The sequence below is a fragment of the Cohnella zeiphila genome, from assembly GCF_014212055.1.
GTDB classification, from domain to species: Bacteria; Bacillota; Bacilli; order Paenibacillales; family Paenibacillaceae; genus Cohnella; species Cohnella zeiphila.
This window is the reverse complement of the sequence record NZ_JACJVO010000009.1, coordinates 16331-33670: the sequence shown is the minus strand read 5'-3', so window position 1 is coordinate 33670 and position 17340 is coordinate 16331. Positions and strand designations below refer to the sequence as shown.

Genomic DNA, 17340 nt, shown 5'->3' with positions numbered 1-17340 from the left:
TTTTTCGTGTCGATAGGCCCCAAGCCGGCGGGCCGGCGTCATTTGACGGCGCCGGCAGTCATGCCGCTGACGAGATGCTTCTGCAGCAGCCAGAACGCGAGCACGATCGGAATCGTCGTCAGAACCGAGCCGGCCATCAAGTAGTCCCAGTTGACGACATATTGGCCCTGGAAGCTGGCGATTCCGACCGATAGCGTCCATTTGTCGTAGTCGCTGAGGAAAGTCTGGGCGAACATGAATTCGTTCCAACTGGTCAGAAAAGAGAACACGGCCGTCACGACGAGCCCGGGCAGCGTGAGCGGAAGGACGACGCGGGCGAAGATCGTCCAGCGGCCGGCGCCGTCGATGCTCGCCGCTTCGTCGATCGCGGGCGAGATGCTGTCGAAGTAGCCTTTGAGCATCCACGTGCAGAACGGAACCGCCACGGTAGCATAGGCGATGACGAGTCCCAGGTAGGAATTCAGCAGGTGATACTCTTTCATGATCAGATAAAGCGGAATAATCAGCAGCGACCCGGGCAGCATCTGCGTCAGCAGGATGACGTAGCCGACCGACATCCGTCCGCGGAAGCGGAACCGGGACATCGCATAGCCTCCGAGAGCCGAGACGGCAAGCGACAGCACCGTCGTCAGCACGGATACGATCGCCGTGTTTTTGAACCAGACCATGAAGTTGGCGCTCGGATCGGCCTTCGGGTCGAGCATGTCCTGATAGCCCGACAGATGGATCCGCGAAGGCAGGTATGCCAGCGGCTTGCTGTAAATTTCCGCCTGCGGCTTCAAGGAAGTCAGAATCATCCATAGAAAAGGCGCAACGGCGAACAGCGAGACGAGAACGGCGGCGGCGTAGACGAGAACGCGGTTCGGCTTTCTCATACCGAATCACCCGCCTTCGTCGCCTTCATATACAGCACGGTGAAAGCGACCGACACGATCAGCAGGAACATGCCCGCCGCGGCCGCCAGGCCGAAGTCGAACGATTTGAAGCCCGCGCGGTAGATGAAGATCGTCAGAACCTCCGTCACGCGGCTCGGTCCGCCTCCCGTCAGCACGTACACGATGCCGAAATCCTTGATCGTCCAGATGACGAGCAGCAGGAACACGATGACCGACACCGGCTTCAGCGAAGGCATCGTCACGTGACGGAACTGCTTCCAGGCGGACGCTCCGTCGATGCTCGCGGCTTCGTACAGCGACTTCGGAATGCCCTGCAAGCCGGCGAGCAGCATGATGGCGGCGAACGGGAACCCTTTCCACACATTGACGAACATCGCCGCCCACAGGGCGGTATCCGAATTGCCCAGGAAGGCTACCGGACTTGACAACAAGTTCATTTTCATCAGCACATCGTTGATGACGCCGTACTGGTAGTCGTACATAAGAATGAAGACAAGGCAGGTCACCACCTCCGGCACGGCCCACGGGATGATGACGAGGGCTCGAACGAGCCCGCGTCCTTTGAACGGGGTGTTGAGCAATACCGCCGTTCCGATTCCCAGAACGAACCGCAGCACGACCGTCACCAAAATATAAACGAACGTAATGCCGAGCGATTTCGCAAAATAACCGGACCGAAGCACCTCCGCATAGTTGTCGAAGCCGACGAATGGATGCCCTGCGGCGATCGGCCGGGCGACCTTCCAGTATTGAAAGCTCATGAGAGCGGCCTTCAAGATGGGATACATGAGAATCAGGCCGACTACAAGCGCCAACGGCGCGATAAACAGATACGCCGCCCGATTCGCCTTCAGCCTGCGCAGCTCCGCGCGCCAGAAGCCCGTTCGGCCGACAGGCTTCGCCTCGGCCAAGGAAGGTTCCTTCAAGTGCGCCCCGTTGTTCATTCCCTTCCTCCTCTCGCAACCGATCGTCAGCCGGAGGCTGATGGATCGGTCGGCGGGTCCTTTCGTCGATCCGGCAGCCGCTACCGGCAGCCTCCCGGCTTTCTCGGCCGCCGGATCGAGCCCGTCTTAGTTCATCGCCTTCTTCATTTCGGCGGCCGCTTTGTCAAGCGTCTTCCGGGCATCCTGCTTGGCGACGAACATATCCTGCGCCGCGTTGACCAGCGTCTGGCTGAGCGTGCCGAGCTCCGGAATCGGCGGATCCATGACCGGCGGCGCGTACAGCTTGTCCTGGAAGTCGAAAAATTGCGCCGCCAGCGGATTGGCCGACGCGTAAGCTTCCGTTCCGGCATACGCTTTGCTGCTCGGGATCATGCCCGAGCCCGCGATGATCTCCTGCGCTTCCGGCGAAGCCATCCACTCCATGAATTTCCACGCTTCGTCCTTATGCTTGCTGTTCTGCGAAATCATCGAGACGAGCGGATAGTTGTGCGGGTTGGGCTTGTACGTCTTGCCTTCGTAGACGACGTCCGGCTGCGGGATCAGGCCGAGGTCGTCCATCAGCTTCGCATCGCGCTCCTTCGTCATGCCGATGAACCAGGGGCCGTCCATGATCATGGCGGCCTGGCCGTTCCAGAACATCTCGCGGCTCACCTTCTTGTCGCGCGTTCCCGGAGGGGTCGCCTGCGGATTGCTCATGAGATCCTGCCACCACTTGGCCGCCCACACGTTGGCCGGAGAATTGACGTTGATCCGGTCTGCCGTGTACGGCCCGGCTTCGCCGTCGCCGAAGAACACGCCGCCCGACACCGGGCGGGCGACCAGACGATACCATTCGGAGGCGACGAACGGATGAGAGCCGACCACGCTGGAGAAGCCGTATTGGTCGATCGTGCCGTCGCCGTTCGCGTCGACGCCCAACTTGATCGCGGCCGCCTTGAAGTCGTCCAGCGTCTTGATCGAGGCCGGGTCGATGCCCGCCTTTTCGAATAGCGATTTGCGGTAAAAGATGCCCGTCGTACCCCAAGCATAATTCGACAGGGCGTAGTAGGAACCGTTCACTCTGCTTAGCTCCTGGCCGACGAGATCGGTCTCCAGGTCCGTTCCCTTGATGCGGTCGTCCAGGTTGACGAACGCGCCGCTGTCACCCTGAAGCGCGTTGTACGTCGCGATATTCTCCGGATACACCTGCACGATGTCCCCTTGCGTTCCCGCGATGATCTCCGTCGTCAGCTTGTCCCAGAAGTTCTCGTAATCGGTACCGTGGACCGTGATCTCGACGTTGGGATTCATCTCGTTGTACTTCTGGATCAGGGCGTCGATCGCTTTCTTGTGCGGCGCTTCCGCATAAACGGACGTTTCGAACGACAATTGCACTTTCTCGCCGCCGGACGACGATCCGGCCGACGCCGACGCGCCCGATGCGCCCGTCGCGTTCGAACCGTTCGACCCGCCTGAGCATCCGGCCAAGGCCGATGCGCCGAGCACGCCGGTCGCGGCGAGCAGAAGCGAGCGTTTCCATCTTGTCTTTGCCATGGGACAGACTCTCCTTTTCATCTTTGGTTTCCGTGAGACGGACCGGCCGGACAGCCGACCGAGCCACGCCCTAATTAAACCGTCGCCTCCCGCTTCGGGACAACAAACACTTTTCTACCGCCCAAACTTAAGGGAGCATCGGTGTCAGCGTAAGCGTTATTTCGCCGTTACGATCCCTGACATTTTCCCGAACCGCCCGCTTCCCGAATGCCAACTTTTCTCTACCGTCCAAACTTTTTTCGCCTGCCCGGCATGCCCGGCCGAATCCGCGTCCGACGCCGTTCCCCGGCGTCAGACGAACAACCCGACCATGCGGAAGCGGCCGCGCGATCGGGTTGCTTGTTGAACCGTTTAGGAAGATTGCGTCTCTCTCCGGTAATCGCCCGGAGGAAGGCCGACGATCTTCTTGAAAGTGCGGGCGAACGAAATCGGACTGCTGTAGCCGAGCCGCTCGGCGATCTCCTGCACGGAATCGTTCGTCTCGGACAGCAGCTTGCGCGCCTGGCGAATGCGCTGGTCGATCAGAAAATCGACGAATTTGAGCCCGAACTCCTCCTTGAACAACCGGCTCAAATATTTGCCGCTGATGCCGAACTTCTCGCTCAGATAGTCGAGGGACAGCGCGGGATTCGCGTAATCGCTCTCGATATAGGATTTGATCTCCTTGATCAGGTTCCCCTGGCTCCGGGAGTCCCTCGAGCGTTCCTTCGCTTCCTCGAACCTCTCCAGCGTCTCGAAGAAGACGCGGGAAATCTCGCTCAGCAACTCCGCTTCGTCCAGCGCCTTATGCAGAACGGGCATCCATTCCGCAAGCCACTGCCTTTTGAACTCTTCCCCCATGCCGTCGATCGCTTTGTTCAAGTTGAAGATAAGATAATTCATCGCATGGTCGATCTCGTCGCGGGGCGAACGGTCCTGCTCCAGCTGCCGGAACAGCGCCCGCAGCTCGGTCCGCCATTTCCCGTCGGACAGCCGCAGCCGGTCGACGATGGTCTCGATTCGCTTTAAATGCCCGAACGGGTGCTCCCCGTCCGGATTGGACGCCCGATAGGCCAACAATCGGTCGCCGCCCTCCACGGCCTTGTATTGGAGAGCTTCGAGCGCTTCCTGATAAGCGTCGTGAATGTTGTCGGGGTGCTCGACGGGCTCGCCGAGGCCGATCGACACCGGGAACGGAACCTCTTCCCGGATACGCCCGTGCCATCCCCGGATAACGGCCAGCATGTCCTCATCCGCAAGCCCGCTTGGGCTCATCAAAATGACGGCCAACTGGTGGAATCCCGTCCACAGCTGCCATACGCGGTCTCGTCCGGACTCCTCCGCCCGCCGGGCCACGATCGCCTCGATCGCCTGCTTCCACTCGTCCTGTTCGTCCGGCGCATACGTCCGGCGCCAAGCGGCGGCGCCGTCGATCTCCAGCACGGCGATCCGCGCCTTGCCGAACGTCCGCGGCCATCCGTGCCGGGCGGCCGCCTCCTCCCATTCTTCCATGCGGATTTGCCGCATGCCCTCCAACAGCTCGTACATAAAAAAATTGCGCTTCACCTTCAAATCTTCCTGAAGCTGGAGCTGAAAGCGGTTGTTCTGATGAAACATCTGTTCCACCGCGGAATTGATGAATTGGAATTCGCCGGCGAAGCCGATCTTCCCGTCCGGCCGGCCTTCCGGCTTTCCGTCGGCGGAATAGCTTCTCAGCTGCGTCACCAGCGTGCGGATCGGCCGGTAATTCTGGCGGGTCATCCACACGATCCACCCCAGCGCGATGGCGCAGACGACGAGCCCCGATACGAACCAGACGTCGAACGTCGAGAGCAGCCATTGAATCATGCGAGCGTTCTTGAGCTCGCTGACAAGGTGCCATCCCGTATAGTCGGATACCGACTCCGAAGCCATTGCCCCGCTTTCGGCGGGTGCCGGCGGCGAGTCGCCCGAAGCGGCGAACAGGTCGTTGCCCTTGTTGTCGTACAAGCGCAGTCGGGTCGCCGCCGGATCGTACATCTCCCGGACGAGCGCCTGAAGGGCGGCCGCGTTCACGTTCACCACGATGAGTCCGTACTTCCCCGAGAAAATCGACACCCTCCGGGTCAGCGTCACGACCGGCGTTCCCTTTTCCGAAGGAAGCTCCTTGTAGGTGCGAATGTCGGACCACTTCCCGTTCGGCGAACGCATCGCGGATTCGATGAACGGAGCGTCGGAATACTGGTCGAGCGGGTAAGTCGTGCTCAGGTTCAGCACGGTGCGGTCGCTGGTGCGGACCATATAAACGGAATGGATCAGGGGATTGGCGATTTTCCATTCGGACAGCTCGTTCATCACGCCGACTTGGAGGGTCAAGTCGTTCACGGAAGGCTCCGTAAAATACTGCAGCACCGTCCGGTTGCGCAGCATCTCCAGCGTTATCTTCTGGTCGATCGCCGCCAGGGAAGAATCGATGACCAATTGCGCCTGCCTGGCCACGAAATCGTTCGATTTACGGGCGGCCGCGGCGTTGCTGTCGCTTAGCATTTTGAAAAAAATGAAAAACAAAAAGGCGGTCAAAATAAAAAAAGCAGGCACGTAGGACAACAGCATCCTCGTAAACCATGTCCGATTCAAGCGCCTCATCTCCCCCGGTGTCTATCGCTCCATGTAACCTCTCCGTAAGAATGAGAGCGTTCTCTATCACTCATATTGACACATTGTCAGTAAAGTTGACAAGTATTTTCGGCAGCCAAAAAAAGAAGACCGCCAAGGACTGCAGTCCCCGGCGATCCCTAAACATCGTCAAAATCGATAGCACTCTCTGTCTAGCCGATAAGCTGCCGGTAGGTCGCCTCGTCGGCGATGATGTAGAGCCGCGCGTCGGACGGAATCGGCACGGACAGCTTGCGGTTGATGCCCAGATCCCCGCGGTCGGAGATGAGCGTCGCCCCCCGTTCGAGCAGCTCCCGGAACGCATCGCCGTACGTTCGCCACCCGGGCTGCACGGCAATCTCGTAGATGTCGTCGCCGTGCCGGCGGCTGAGCAGCTGGTTGAAAATTTCCGAGTTGCCTTCCTGCAGCGCCGCCCGGACGGCCAGGCGGGAGATGGCGTCGTGGGAGAGAACGAATTCGTTTACGTTTGCGTAGCGGAAATTTTGGACGTTCTTCTCTTGAACGATTTCGACCGTCGTGTGCACGTTCGGCGCGATCCGCTCGATGCTCGAAACGATCAGCAGCGACTTCCCGTCGGCCAGCGCCGCCTCGTCGATGCGCGAATCCGCGAACACGATCGCCGAGCGCGCCTTGCTTATCTCGGCTTGCTCCAGCACGTCGTCGGCCGCAGGATCGCCGCTGATAAAATGAACGTTGCCGCGGTGGTGCAGCGGATGGCGGTCGCTTTCGTCGATGATGACGATCTCCGCTTCCGGCCGATAGGACAATATTTCCTCTACGGCATAAAACGCCTTGCGGCTCCAATTGACGATGATGATGTGATCTTCGCCCTGAAAGCTCAACCTTCCGGCCTCCCTTTGCCGCTGGATGCCCGCCACGCCGTCGATCACCTTGCCGATCAGAAGGCTGAGCAGCCCGATTCCGAAAATGTACAAAAACAACGTCAGCAGTTTGCCCGCCACCGTCTTGGCGAAGAAATCGCCGTAGCCGACCGTCGACATCGTCGTCATCACCCAGTAAAGAGCGTTGAACCAGGTGTGGAACGTCTTCGGCTCGAGCCCGTAAGCGATGGACGCGCTAACGACGATAAACGCCAGGACGGTCGTGAGGACCGACATATTTTTAAAGCGCATCGTCTTCAGAAGCAGTCTTACGAAAAAATACATGCCGATCCCTCACCCTCAGATGATCAGGCTGCTCACGGCGAAGCCGATCCCGAGGAAGACGAAGCAAAGCAGCGCGCCGACCGCGACGTTGCCCTGCTGCAGATGCTCGGACACCTTGAGCTTCGGCGTAACCAGCTCGAACAGCCAATAGGCGGCGATAAGGCAAGCGTATCCGACCGCAAACCACAGCATCATAAACCAGATCGAATCGTTCGTATAGGCAGCCACGCCGAGAATGATGGCCGTCCCGAGAAATTTGCCCCCGAGCGCCAGCGCTGCGGCCATGTTGCCCTTGCGCAGCTCCTCCATGTCCCGATACGGGGTCATCCAGCTGAAAATGACCATGCCCAGGTACTGCAGCAAAAAGATGACGACGACGCTAACGACAATATTGATCACGATGGTCATCAGACCCACCCCCGAAATTTGGCATAGGCCATGTCATAATCGCTGTAATCGTGGACTTCTTCCACCTTGATCATCACTTTCTGGACGTCTTTGAGCTTCTTGTAGCGCTCGTCGTCGATCGGCTGCTTGATCTGATTGCCCGAAGGAAGGGTCAGAACGGCGAAATTTCTCGTCTTGCCCTGATACTCCGTCTTGTAAACCCCGACCAGAGGAACGCTCGTCTGCAGCGACACCTTCAGGTTCGACAGGTCCGCCTTCGCCTTGGCTTCATCCTTGTACGACTTGATCGTCGTCCAGGACGACAGCTGAATCTCGCTGTTGCCGCTCTCGTTCGACCCCATGTCGGCCGTCATGTATTGCAGCGTCCAGATTTTGTCGCCGGTGGCGTAGTTGTCGTCGTTGGGCAGCAGCGCGTTGTCGGGCAGAACGGTCATGTCGCTGCCGACCAGATCGCCGACGGTGCCCTCGACCATGCGGTAATCCCACGGAATCCGCTCCGTCCCGGCGACGGTTGCGCTGTTGTTCGTGGTGCTGAAGACGGAAGGCTGATCCGTCGAGCACGAGCCGAGCAGCGCCGCCAGCAGCAGCAGCGTCAACAGGACGCCGCTTTTGGCAAGCCGGCCGGACCGGGAAGCGATTGACAGATTGGATTTCATTCTCGTTCCTTCACTCCTATGGGAATAAAATGGCTCGTATTGCCGGTAATCAGCCCGCCGGCCCGGCCGAGCAGCCCGCACGGCTCTCCGTTCAGCACGAACATCCCCGTCAGCAGATGCAGCTCGCCGGCCGATGTGTCGATGCGGGCCAGCTCCGCCCGCTTCTGGTACACGACGGGGAACAGCTCGCTTGCGTCGTAGCCGTCCTCGTCCTCAAGCTCCAATTCGCCCTGCGGATCGAATAGCCGGACGGAGCCGCCTTCGCGCCCGAACATCGACTTGGACACGAAGTCGCCCTCGAATACAGGCTTGTTGTAGGTCGGCAGCATGTAGCGGCCGATGGCTTCCCGCTCCTGCGCGTCGTACAGCAGGCCCAATTCGTAAAGGCCCCAAACCGCGGCCTGCAGCCCCTTGGACTGAAGAATGACGCTGTGCGGCGGATTGAACAGCGTCAGGTTCCCGCTCTCGATCGCATACGCGAGCGCCTCGCCGCCGTCGTCCACCCCCATCCATTCCTTCGGGTACAGCGCGAACATCCGGCGAACGGGAGCGCCGTCGCGGTCCTTCAGCACCCCTTCGTCCACCCACAGATCCAGGCAGTCCGCGCAGCGCGCGTCCAATCCGCTGTGCCGGACGAGCGCCTCGATCGTTCCCGAATCCTCCAGATGCGTTCCGTAGTGAACGCATGCCGCAACCTCGGGCCGTTCCTCGCCCCAGGCCGCCGCGACGCGCGACGCCATCCGCTCGTTCGGCGAGGCAAGGCCAGCCTCCCGGCACAGCCACGGGGTCGCAATCGCGGCTTCGACATAGCCGGTCGGCGTATCGGCGTTCAGCTCCAGCAGCTTGATCGCCCCGTCCCCGGAAATGGCAAAGTCAAAACGGGCGTACCGGCTGATCAGCCCTTCGGGCGGCAGCGGCAGCAGGTCGAGCATGTCCCACAGCACCTCGGGAATGCCGAGCAGTCCGTACAGCTCCCGCTTGCCGGCCACGTAGCGGACGGCTTTGTCGAGAATGCCCCACAGCTTCGCGGACGCCGCCTCGAGCTCGGCGTAGAGTTCCGCCGGCATCGCGACAATCTGATCCAGCCAATAGGCTTCGTCCTCCAGATCCGCCCAACCGAAGCCAAGCTCTTTCAGGAGCGCCGCCCGGGCTTCCCGATCCGGATCGGGCGAGCCCCGCACCTCGAACACGCCCGGCATCAGCCGCCGAACCCTCCGGAGGAATGCGAGACGCTCGACTTCGAAGAGGAGGAGCGCGAGCTCGAGGAGGAGCTCAGCGTGCTGGACTTGCCGCCGATTCCGCCGGGATTGGAGGTGCTCGATTTCGAGGAACGCCGGGTGACCGATCCGGTTTTGCTCGTCGTCTTGGGCCGCACCGCCGAGCCGGCCACCGGCTTGTTCTGGAACGAGTCGCTCGTGAAAGACTTTTCTTTATAAGGCCTTGTAGTTCCGCCGTAGTAAGTCGTATGCGAATTCGTCCAGGAAGACGACGAGTACGCGGAACCACGATTGAACAGCAGATGATACAAAAGAAGATCGTCCCAGCCGAAGCCGGAATAGCCGTTGTTAACCACGATCGTGCTGCTCTGGCTTCCCGTGCCGCCGGAGGTCGTTGTCGTGACGGCGGCGCTTCCCTCGCCTTCCCCGTCCTGCATTTCGTCCAGATCGGGCAAGCCCCAATCGACAGCCGGATCGAAATAGGCTTTCACCGCTTCCGTCGACCACTCGACCAGCTTCGGCTGATCGCCGCCGGGATCCCCCGCGTCCCCCTCCGCCGCGAAGGACACGGAGCCCAGCGCCGCGTTGGCGAGAAGCGCGATGCCGAGCGAGGTGGATAGAATCCGCAGCGGCTTGCCGTCCTTCGTAAAAAATTTGAATTTGGCCGGCTCGTCCGGCCTTTCCTCCCATTTCAACCGCAGTTCCCCCTGTCGCTTGCGATCCTATTCGTTCCGGACCGGAACGACCAGGATTTCCAATTTGCCCTTGTCCAGATTCAATCTGCCTTCCAGCGTCTCGTATTCGCTTCCGCCGACGGTGATATAGTTGACATGCTCCAGCGACGTCACCATGCCGGGCGTCCAGATCCGCTCATCGATCTGCCGCAGATCGCCTTCGGGCAGCTTTTCAAGCAAAATAACCGCGATGTCGTTGTTCAAACGCCGAACATCCCTTCTTTTAGGATAGATTCCTAACTTACAGTAAATGAACAAAGAAACTTTTGTCAATAATTGTTGTTTCATGTAATGCGTTCCGTTTAAAAAATGGAAGTCGCGAAAAAACTAAAGCGGCATCATCGACTAACAAAGTTCGCGGAACATGCATGCCCATTCACAGGGCTTGCCTGGCAGCAGGTGCGATAACGATGCAAATCATCGTATCAAGAGCCCATTTGCCAGACTTCGATGGCGAGGCGATGCGTTTGCGGTACAATATCGAGCCATTTATTGTTCGTTCATTATGCCGTCGTAGAAAAAAAGAGACTCCCCTCGGAGTCTCCGCCTCTTTGAACGCGTGTCGCTTGTCTTCCGGCCTGTCTATTGCGCCGTGCCGGCAGTGCCGTCGGTCGTCGTATCGGCGGATTTGCGCGGACCCGCTGCCGTCAATCCGATCTCCTTGTCGTAGGCGTCGAAAATTTGGCGGGCGATCGGAGCCGCGCCCCAGCCGCCGAAGCCGCCTTCCGGCACGACGACCGCTACGGCCAGCACCGGATCTTCGGCCGGCGCATAGGCGATGAACACCGCGTTGTCGACGATCTTGCCGCCCACTTCCTGCTCGGACGTTCCCGTCTTCCGGTTGTAATGGTACGGAAATCCGTCGAAGCCCTGTACTTTAACCTGCGACATCCCCTGCTCGATCGTATCCCAATATACCGACGGGAAGCTGACCGTGCTGAGCACGTCCTTCTGGTACGACTGGACGACATTGCCTTCGCTGTCCGTAATATGATCGACGAACTGCGGCTTCAACCGGGTGCCCCGGCTGGCGAGCATCGTCGCATACTGCGCCAGCTGCAGGACGGTATAGCGGCCCTGCTGCCCGAAGGACGAGTAGATCAGAGCGGACTGCGGGCTTCCCCGCTTGGCTTCGGTGAAGTAGTTGATGTAGCCTTTCGATTCGCCCGGCAGGCCGCTGCCCGTCGTGACGCCGAGTCCGAATTCCTTCATGTATTTATCCCATATATCGACGCCTTTGCTGCCGTCGCGCAAGTAAAGCGCGTTGCCGACCATCTTGGACATGAACGCGTTGGACGATTTGGCGATCGCTCTCGACGGCGTCAACAGGCCGTTCGCTTCGCTGCCCGAGTTCCGGACCCTCACCTCGTGGCCCTTGGCCCCGAAGGAGAAATACCCGGGGTCGTTCCAGGTGGAACTAGGCGTAATGAGATGCTCGTTCAAGCCGAGCAGAATGGTGAGCGGCTTCTGCGTCGACCCGAGATTGACGAGCGAAGACGGATGCTTCAGCCGTTCCTTGTCGTCCGCGTAAGGCGCCTGAACCTCGCGGATCGCGCCGTTGCCCATGTAATATTTGACCGCGTCGTAATCCTTGGAGCTGATGCCGCCCTGCCACAGGTTCGGATCGTAATCCGGCATGCTCGCCATCGCCACGACCTTGCCGGTCTTGACCTCCATGGCCACCGCGTAGCCGGTCCTGGCGTTCGGAGCCCGTTCGGCCGAATTCGTCGAGGTGCGAAGCTTTTGCAGCTGATTCATGATCGCATTCTGCGTCGCGAGCTGCAGGTTTTTGTTGATCGTCAGGTACAGGTTGTCGCCCTTGACGGGCTTCGTCAGCTGCATCGGCCCGACGATGCGGCTCTCGCTGTTGACCGGATACGTCTTCAGCCCGTTGCGGCCGCGCAGTTCGTCCTGGTACATCAGCTCCAGACCGTCGAAGCCGACTTCCTCCGAATCCAGGTATTCAAGCGTCGGATCGGTCTGATTCTCGTTGATGTTCTTGTACTTGTCGAGCGCCGTCGCGCCGGACAGCTTCTTCATATAACCGACGAGCTGGACCGCCACCTGGTCCTGGCTGTACTGCCGAATGCTCTCTTCGACGATGTCGATGCCCTTGAACTCGTCGCGGTGCTCGCTGAAATAGGCGATCTCCTTATCCGTCAAGCCGCTCTTGATGCGGCGCTGCTGGTAGGAGTAGTACACTTTGTTGTCGAAGTCCATGTCGTCGAACACTTCGTCCGCCGTGAGCGGCTTCTGCGAAGCGTCGCCGTACTTGTTGAACACCTCGACAAGCCGTTGGGCCAGCTCCTGGCCCTGCTCTTTTTTGGTCCCCGGTTGGATCGTGTAGTAAAGCGACTGCGTCGAGGTCGAATAGGCGATGGGCTGCCCGGTCGCATCGTAGATATTGCCGCGAATCGGCGGAATCGAGACGTTCCGGGTCGAGATCTGGTGCTCCTTCTCCTTCAGCGACGGTCCCTGCACGAACTGTAGATAGGCCAGCTTGACGATAAGCAACGAGAAAGCGAAGAAGGTGACGAAGAAGAATAAGTTCAGACGAAAGCTGAAGTTGCGCCGGATGCGGATTTCTCTTTTCTGAGCCTCTTCCGTGCGGTGGTCTTGACTCACGTTCGGTACCTCCTGTTGCTTCATTTCATGCCATTGCCTTCCTTGAGGCAAGACGGCGGAACGGGTTATGCCGACGCAATGTGCGTATCCCGGAAGTTCGGCGGATCAAACCAGTCTCCCGCATGCGCCCAGGTGGCATCGAGAGGAATCCAGCGTTTTTGCTCGCTCAGATACACTTCGTTCCAGGCATGCGCGCCGTAGCCGCCCAGGCCGTCATAGCCGAGTCCGGTAATGACGCGGACTTCCAGGCCGACGGAACGTGCCATCGCCGCGAACAGTCTGGCGTAATCGATGCACACGCCCTTGTGCGTGTCGTATGTCATCGCCGGCGTCTGCTCGTGCCACTCGCCCTTCTCCTCGTAGTCGGTCACCTTATCGTTATCGTATTCGATATGGCTTCCCACCCAGTCGTATAACGCCCGGGCTTTCTCCTCGTCGGTCTTCTTCCCCTCGGTCGCCTGCTGCGCGGTCTGCACGATCTCGGGCGGCAGGTCCGCGTCGATCACGTCGTAGCGCTTCTGCCAGATCTGATCCAGCTCGCCCTGCATCTGCTTCGCGAAGACGGGCAGCCGCTCTTCGAACAGGCTTCCCGCGGCCGGGCGGATAATCTGCGCCGCCGCTTCGCGGTAAAGGCCGGACTGGGAGACGTAATCGACATAAGGGCCTTGCGGGAACAGGGAGCAATAGGCGAACAAGGCGGCCGTCAGCAGCAGGGCCCGGCCGCAGCCGAGCGCCGCGCCGATCAGGCCGCCGAACGCGCGGCTGACCGGCCCGCCGGACGGAACGATTCCCATCGGCACGGCGCCGACGCGGATCAGCAGCGATCCGATCGTCCCCAGCACGAGCCGAATCGCCAGATAGGCGATCAAAAACAAAAAAGCGAACCGGAGCAGCGGAAGGTCGCGGACGCTTGCGAATAGCGTATAGCCGAACTGGGACCAGCCCGAAGCGTCCGGCTTCGGCTGGGTCCAATGGCGCCGGTCGAGCCAATCGCGAAAAGGAGCGGAAGCGGCCGATGCCGCCCACGCCGCCAGCACGACGGACGCGAGCGTAACCGCAGCCCCTCCGACGAAGAGAAACAGCCGCTTCGCCGAGCTGCCCGCCCCCCGGAAGATCCCTTGCAGCAAGGACACCGCCACGACGGCCAGCAGCGCCGCGGTGACCAGGTTGGCGTCCAGCGATTTCATTGCGAGGCTTCCCTGGCCTGCGCGACGAGTTCGCGAACCGCTCCGTCCATCGACCACGATCCCAGGGAGACGCCGCGGAACTTCACATTGACTTTGCCGGAATTCGGAACGCCGCTAAGCTCAAGATTCGGCGTCGTCACCGTAAAGGTGCCGTCGCCGTTCAGCTTGTACGTCGCCTGCGAAGCTTCGCCGGCCATCGCTTTGACCGCTTCGTCCTTCAGATCGGCCGTGACCTTGCTGCCGACTTCCTTGAGATCGTTCACGCTGTATCCGCCATAAACCGCCAGACCGACAACGATCGCGGCGACGAGCACCCATTTGAGCAGCGTCTTGACGACGTTGATAACGACGATCAGGACAATGACCGCCACGACGATCAAGACCCAATGATCGGTTGCGAACTGTTTCCAGGCATCAAGATCGAGACTCATCCCATCTCCCCCATCCGCTATCCTCACATCCTACTCTATTATACCGGCCTGCCGCCCCGGAGTAAAACGGCCCGAGGTCGGGCGGCAAAGCCGGCCGAAGGCTCGGGCGCGGAAGCGGCGGCGCCGCCGGATTCTCAGACAAGCGGCCGTCCCCGGCTTCGTCCGGCTCCTCGCAGACGCTGCGCGGCGTCCTGGGTGTTCGTCAGGTACAGATGAAGCCACTTGGCGCCCAGCGCGAGCCCCGCTCCGCCAAGCGCGAGGGCGGCCGCCGCGACGATGGCGGCCGTTCGCCATTGCTCCGGCCCGACCTCGCCGGCCAGAACGCGTTCCGTCACCAGCCAGCGGCTTGCAAATATCGGGGCGATGGCCGCGCCGGAGGTGACCGGCAAAATCAGCCAGGCGGTCCACGCGTTGCGATAGGCGGCCGGATAAGCGAGCGTGATTCCGCTAAGCAGCAGCCCCATCGCAAGGAGAGAGACCGCGACGTATAGAGCCGTATGGCCGTCGCGATTCCACAAGACCGGAACGCTCCCTCCGATCCCCCAGCGGACGGCGGCTCCCGCGATCATAGCGGCCAGAAGCCCCGCCGCCCCTTTCAGAACGGTCGCCCATACGGCCGTCCACCTGGCCAGCAGCAGCGTGCGGCGGCGAAACGGCAGCGCGATCCACCAGACGAGCCGGCGGCGGTTCGCGTCCGTCTGGGTGACGAGCGACAAAACGATGCTCGGCGCCCATGCCGTCGCCATCGTCAGCCCCATGATCAGATTGAGGATTCCTTGAGGTTGAGCCACGGCGAAGCAGCCGCCCGCCGCCGCCGCGAGTACGAGCATCACGTAAAGGACGCGGGCCGGCGAGGACGAGGAGAAATGCCTGTAGCGCGAGCGCTCGAATCCGAACAGGGCGCGAAAGCCCGTTCCGTTCGCCTTGAACCGCGCTTGCGACACCGTCTCTTTACGCTTGCGGGTCAACAAGCCGTTCGAACGATGCCGCGCCAACTCCGGCATGCCGTACCCCGCGACGAAGCGAACGACGCCCTTGCAGAGCGGCGCGGCGACGAGCAGGGCAGCGCAGGCGCCGTAGAAGAACGCCTCCGCCGACACCGCTCTCTGGACGGCGGCGTTCGGGCTCAGAACGGCCGAGATCATTCCGTAGAGAGGGAGAAACAGCGCGGCGAGCGGCAGGAGCAGCCATCTCCGGTAGCCGGAATACATGCCGAGCAGGGAGAGACCCAGGCTGGCGCAGATCGGCGCTTCCGCGGCATACGCGAGCGCATAGGCGAGCATGTCGCCCGGCAAGCGGCCGGCGGTGCCGGGGTCGGTCCAGTAGACGCCGCTCTGCGCGCGAACGGCGGCGATCAGGACGCAGGCGAGCCAGATTCCGGCGGCGAAGCTGCCGACCGTCAGGATCATGGCGAGCAGCTTCGCCCGAACCAGCGCTTCCCGCGAATGGGGCATCGTTAGCCACCAGTCCTTCCAGGGATTCTCCCGCTGCGTGAGCGCGCTTCCCAGCCCGATGCTGAAGCCGATGATGGCGATCATCGCCGCGCCGCACGCGAACAGCGATTCCGGCGTTATGTCATCCGGCAGGAAAAGGCCGACGCCGATGACGACGATCGCCAGGAAAGCCGCCCAGACGGCGGCATTCCGGACCGAGAACGGAAGGAAGAGGCGGGACGAGCTCCACTCCAGCGCGAACAACGGATCTTCGGTCAGCTTTTTCATGCGAACACTTCCCTGTAGCAAGATTCGACGGAACGCCCGCTTTCGCGCAAGGCTTCCACTTCGTAGGCCGCCTTGACCGTGCCGTCCCCGAGCAGAACGATGGAATCGAACAGATGCTCCATCTCCCGAATGTCGTGGGTGGCGATCAGGAACGTCCTCTCCCCGTCGGCCATTTCCCCGACGACGGCCGAAGCGATCCGTTCCCGCGAGAGCAGGTCGACGCCGGTGAACGGCTCGTCGAGGATGAGCAGCGGCGCTTCCCGAGACAGGCAGGTAAGCAGCTGCAGCCGGGCTTCTTCGCCCCGCGACATGGAGCCGATCCGCCGAGCCGGATCGACCTCCAGCTTCGCCGTCAGCTCCCGCTCCCGCGCCCGGCTCCAGTCCGGATACAGCCGGGCGGCAAAACCGAGCCATTCGCCGGCCGAGAGATAAACGGGAAGCTGGCCGCGGTCGGGCAGGAACGACACTTCGGCCAGACGATCGGGGCCGGCCGGGGCGCCGAACAGCTCGACCGAACCGCTGTCGGGCGGGAGCAGGCCGGTCAGCAGACGCAGCAGCGTCGATTTGCCCGCTCCGTTCGGGCCGAGCAGTCCGGCCAGGCAGCCCGCTCCCACCTCGAACGCGACTTGATTCAACACTTTTTTCTTCTTGATCGACACTTCGACTTTATCGCAGCGAATCGCCGGCGCTCCCGCGCGGCCAAGCTTGGTCATCCCCACTACGGTCACTCCTCCAGGGCCAAAGCCCATAATTGTTCCGGCGTCAGTCCGAGCGACTTCGCCGTCTCCTTCAGCTGGTTCACCGCCGTCCTGGCCAGCTCCTTCCGGGATCGGTCGATCGCGGCTTCCTCCCGGGTGACGAACGTTCCCTGCCCCCGGTAGGTAACCAGAAGCGCCTGCCGTTCCAGCTCCTGATACGTCTTCATGACGGTCGTCGGATTGACGCGCAGGCTCGAAGCCGTCTCTCGAACGGACGGAAGCCTCGTTCCCGGCTCCAGTTCCCCTTTGGCGATCATCGTTCGGATCTGTTCGGTGAATTGTTCATAGAGCGGACGAGAAGGATCCAGACGGAAGTCCTCCATCGTCCAGTTTTTTCCCGGCGGCATCCGTCACCCCGCCTTTCTCTTTTGTACCCAGTGTGTGGCTACACGCCATACAGTTAGATTGAACAAAGTGTACCACGTATCGC

General features: G+C 61.0%; 16 protein-coding genes. All 16 read right to left on the bottom strand.

Translation table 11 applies throughout. The annotated features are described in order from the left end of the window. Positions 1–38: 38 nt before the first annotated feature. Positions 39–875: a carbohydrate ABC transporter permease gene (locus tag H7C18_RS07425; RefSeq protein ID WP_185128407.1), complete on the bottom strand. Its 837-nt coding sequence runs from the start codon at positions 873–875 to the stop codon at positions 39–41. Further along, on the bottom strand, positions 872–1840 hold the full coding sequence (locus H7C18_RS07420) for a carbohydrate ABC transporter permease (RefSeq protein WP_185128406.1): 969 nt from the start codon (positions 1838–1840) through the stop codon (positions 872–874). Before H7C18_RS07420 ends, H7C18_RS07425 begins: the two co-directional genes overlap by 4 nt. A gap of 126 nt (positions 1841–1966) precedes the next feature. After that, a complete protein-coding gene (locus H7C18_RS07415) occupies positions 1967–3373 on the bottom strand; it encodes an ABC transporter substrate-binding protein (RefSeq protein WP_185128405.1) in 1407 nt (468 codons plus the stop codon). A 351-nt stretch (positions 3374–3724) separates the two neighbouring features. Further along, positions 3725–5968 carry a helix-turn-helix domain-containing protein gene (locus H7C18_RS07410; protein ID WP_185128404.1) on the bottom strand — a complete coding sequence of 748 codons (2244 nt, stop codon included), beginning with the start codon at positions 5966–5968 and terminating at the stop codon, positions 3725–3727. A 191-nt stretch (positions 5969–6159) separates the two neighbouring features. Next, the gene (locus tag H7C18_RS07405) at positions 6160–7173 is read right to left on the bottom strand and encodes a potassium channel family protein (RefSeq protein ID WP_185128403.1); all 1014 of its coding nucleotides are present in this window, start codon (positions 7171–7173) and stop codon (positions 6160–6162) included. Positions 7174–7188: 15 nt separating this feature from the next. Further along, positions 7189–7581 carry a DUF350 domain-containing protein gene (locus H7C18_RS07400; RefSeq protein ID WP_185128402.1) on the bottom strand — a complete coding sequence of 131 codons (393 nt, stop codon included), beginning with the start codon at positions 7579–7581 and terminating at the stop codon, positions 7189–7191. Then, on the bottom strand, positions 7581–8237 hold the full coding sequence (locus H7C18_RS07395) for a hypothetical protein (protein ID WP_185128401.1): 657 nt from the start codon (positions 8235–8237) through the stop codon (positions 7581–7583). The genes H7C18_RS07400 and H7C18_RS07395 overlap by 1 nt, the downstream gene beginning before the upstream one ends. Beyond that, a complete protein-coding gene (locus tag H7C18_RS07390) occupies positions 8234–9436 on the bottom strand; it encodes a glutathionylspermidine synthase family protein (protein WP_185128400.1) in 1203 nt (400 codons plus the stop codon). Before H7C18_RS07390 ends, H7C18_RS07395 begins: the two co-directional genes overlap by 4 nt. Then, positions 9436–10149, bottom strand: coding sequence for a hypothetical protein (locus H7C18_RS07385; RefSeq protein ID WP_185128399.1), 714 nt, complete (start codon positions 10147–10149; stop codon positions 9436–9438). The genes H7C18_RS07390 and H7C18_RS07385 overlap by 1 nt, the downstream gene beginning before the upstream one ends. Positions 10150–10176: 27 nt before the next feature. Continuing rightward, on the bottom strand, positions 10177–10392 hold the full coding sequence (locus H7C18_RS07380) for a hypothetical protein (RefSeq protein WP_185128398.1): 216 nt from the start codon (positions 10390–10392) through the stop codon (positions 10177–10179). Positions 10393–10770: 378 nt separating this feature from the next. After that, positions 10771–12813, bottom strand: a complete 2043-nt coding sequence (locus H7C18_RS07375; protein WP_337913088.1) for a peptidoglycan D,D-transpeptidase FtsI family protein — start codon at positions 12811–12813, stop codon at positions 10771–10773. A gap of 65 nt (positions 12814–12878) precedes the next feature. Beyond that, a complete protein-coding gene (locus tag H7C18_RS07370) occupies positions 12879–14000 on the bottom strand; it encodes a transglutaminase-like domain-containing protein (protein ID WP_185128396.1) in 1122 nt (373 codons plus the stop codon). After that, positions 13997–14431: a hypothetical protein gene (locus H7C18_RS07365; RefSeq protein ID WP_185128395.1), complete on the bottom strand. Its 435-nt coding sequence runs from the start codon at positions 14429–14431 to the stop codon at positions 13997–13999. The genes H7C18_RS07370 and H7C18_RS07365 overlap by 4 nt, the downstream gene beginning before the upstream one ends. A gap of 134 nt (positions 14432–14565) precedes the next feature. Next, entirely contained in the window at positions 14566–16152 is a 1587-nt protein-coding gene (locus tag H7C18_RS07360; protein WP_185128394.1) for a hypothetical protein, read from the bottom strand. Further along, the gene (locus H7C18_RS07355) at positions 16149–16865 is read right to left on the bottom strand and encodes an ATP-binding cassette domain-containing protein (protein WP_185128820.1); all 717 of its coding nucleotides are present in this window, start codon (positions 16863–16865) and stop codon (positions 16149–16151) included. Before H7C18_RS07355 ends, H7C18_RS07360 begins: the two co-directional genes overlap by 4 nt. Positions 16866–16876: 11 nt before the next feature. Further along, entirely contained in the window at positions 16877–17257 is a 381-nt protein-coding gene (locus tag H7C18_RS07350) for a GntR family transcriptional regulator (protein ID WP_185128393.1), read from the bottom strand. Positions 17258–17340: the final 83 nt, after the last annotated feature.

Bases quoted from the DNA above. Each gene is read 5' to 3' on its own strand.
- H7C18_RS07360 (WP_185128394.1), bottom strand. From the start codon at position 16,152: ATGAAAAAGCTGACCGAAGATCCGTTGTTCGCGCTGGAGTGGAGCTCG.
- H7C18_RS07420 (WP_185128406.1), bottom strand. From the start codon at position 1,840: ATGAACAACGGGGCGCACTTGAAGGAACCTTCCTTGGCCGAGGCGAAG.
- H7C18_RS07425 (WP_185128407.1), bottom strand. From the start codon at position 875: ATGAGAAAGCCGAACCGCGTTCTCGTCTACGCCGCCGCCGTTCTCGTC.
- H7C18_RS07405 (WP_185128403.1), bottom strand. From the start codon at position 7,173: ATGTATTTTTTCGTAAGACTGCTTCTGAAGACGATGCGCTTTAAAAAT.
- H7C18_RS07390 (WP_185128400.1), bottom strand. From the start codon at position 9,436: ATGCCGGGCGTGTTCGAGGTGCGGGGCTCGCCCGATCCGGATCGGGAA.
- H7C18_RS07400 (WP_185128402.1), bottom strand. From the start codon at position 7,581: ATGACCATCGTGATCAATATTGTCGTTAGCGTCGTCGTCATCTTTTTG.
- H7C18_RS07415 (WP_185128405.1), bottom strand. From the start codon at position 3,373: ATGGCAAAGACAAGATGGAAACGCTCGCTTCTGCTCGCCGCGACCGGC.
- H7C18_RS07365 (WP_185128395.1), bottom strand. From the start codon at position 14,431: ATGAGTCTCGATCTTGATGCCTGGAAACAGTTCGCAACCGATCATTGG.
- H7C18_RS07355 (WP_185128820.1), bottom strand. From the start codon at position 16,865: ATGACCAAGCTTGGCCGCGCGGGAGCGCCGGCGATTCGCTGCGATAAA.
- H7C18_RS07395 (WP_185128401.1), bottom strand. From the start codon at position 8,237: ATGAAATCCAATCTGTCAATCGCTTCCCGGTCCGGCCGGCTTGCCAAA.
- H7C18_RS07350 (WP_185128393.1), bottom strand. From the start codon at position 17,257: ATGCCGCCGGGAAAAAACTGGACGATGGAGGACTTCCGTCTGGATCCT.
- H7C18_RS07370 (WP_185128396.1), bottom strand. From the start codon at position 14,000: ATGAAATCGCTGGACGCCAACCTGGTCACCGCGGCGCTGCTGGCCGTC.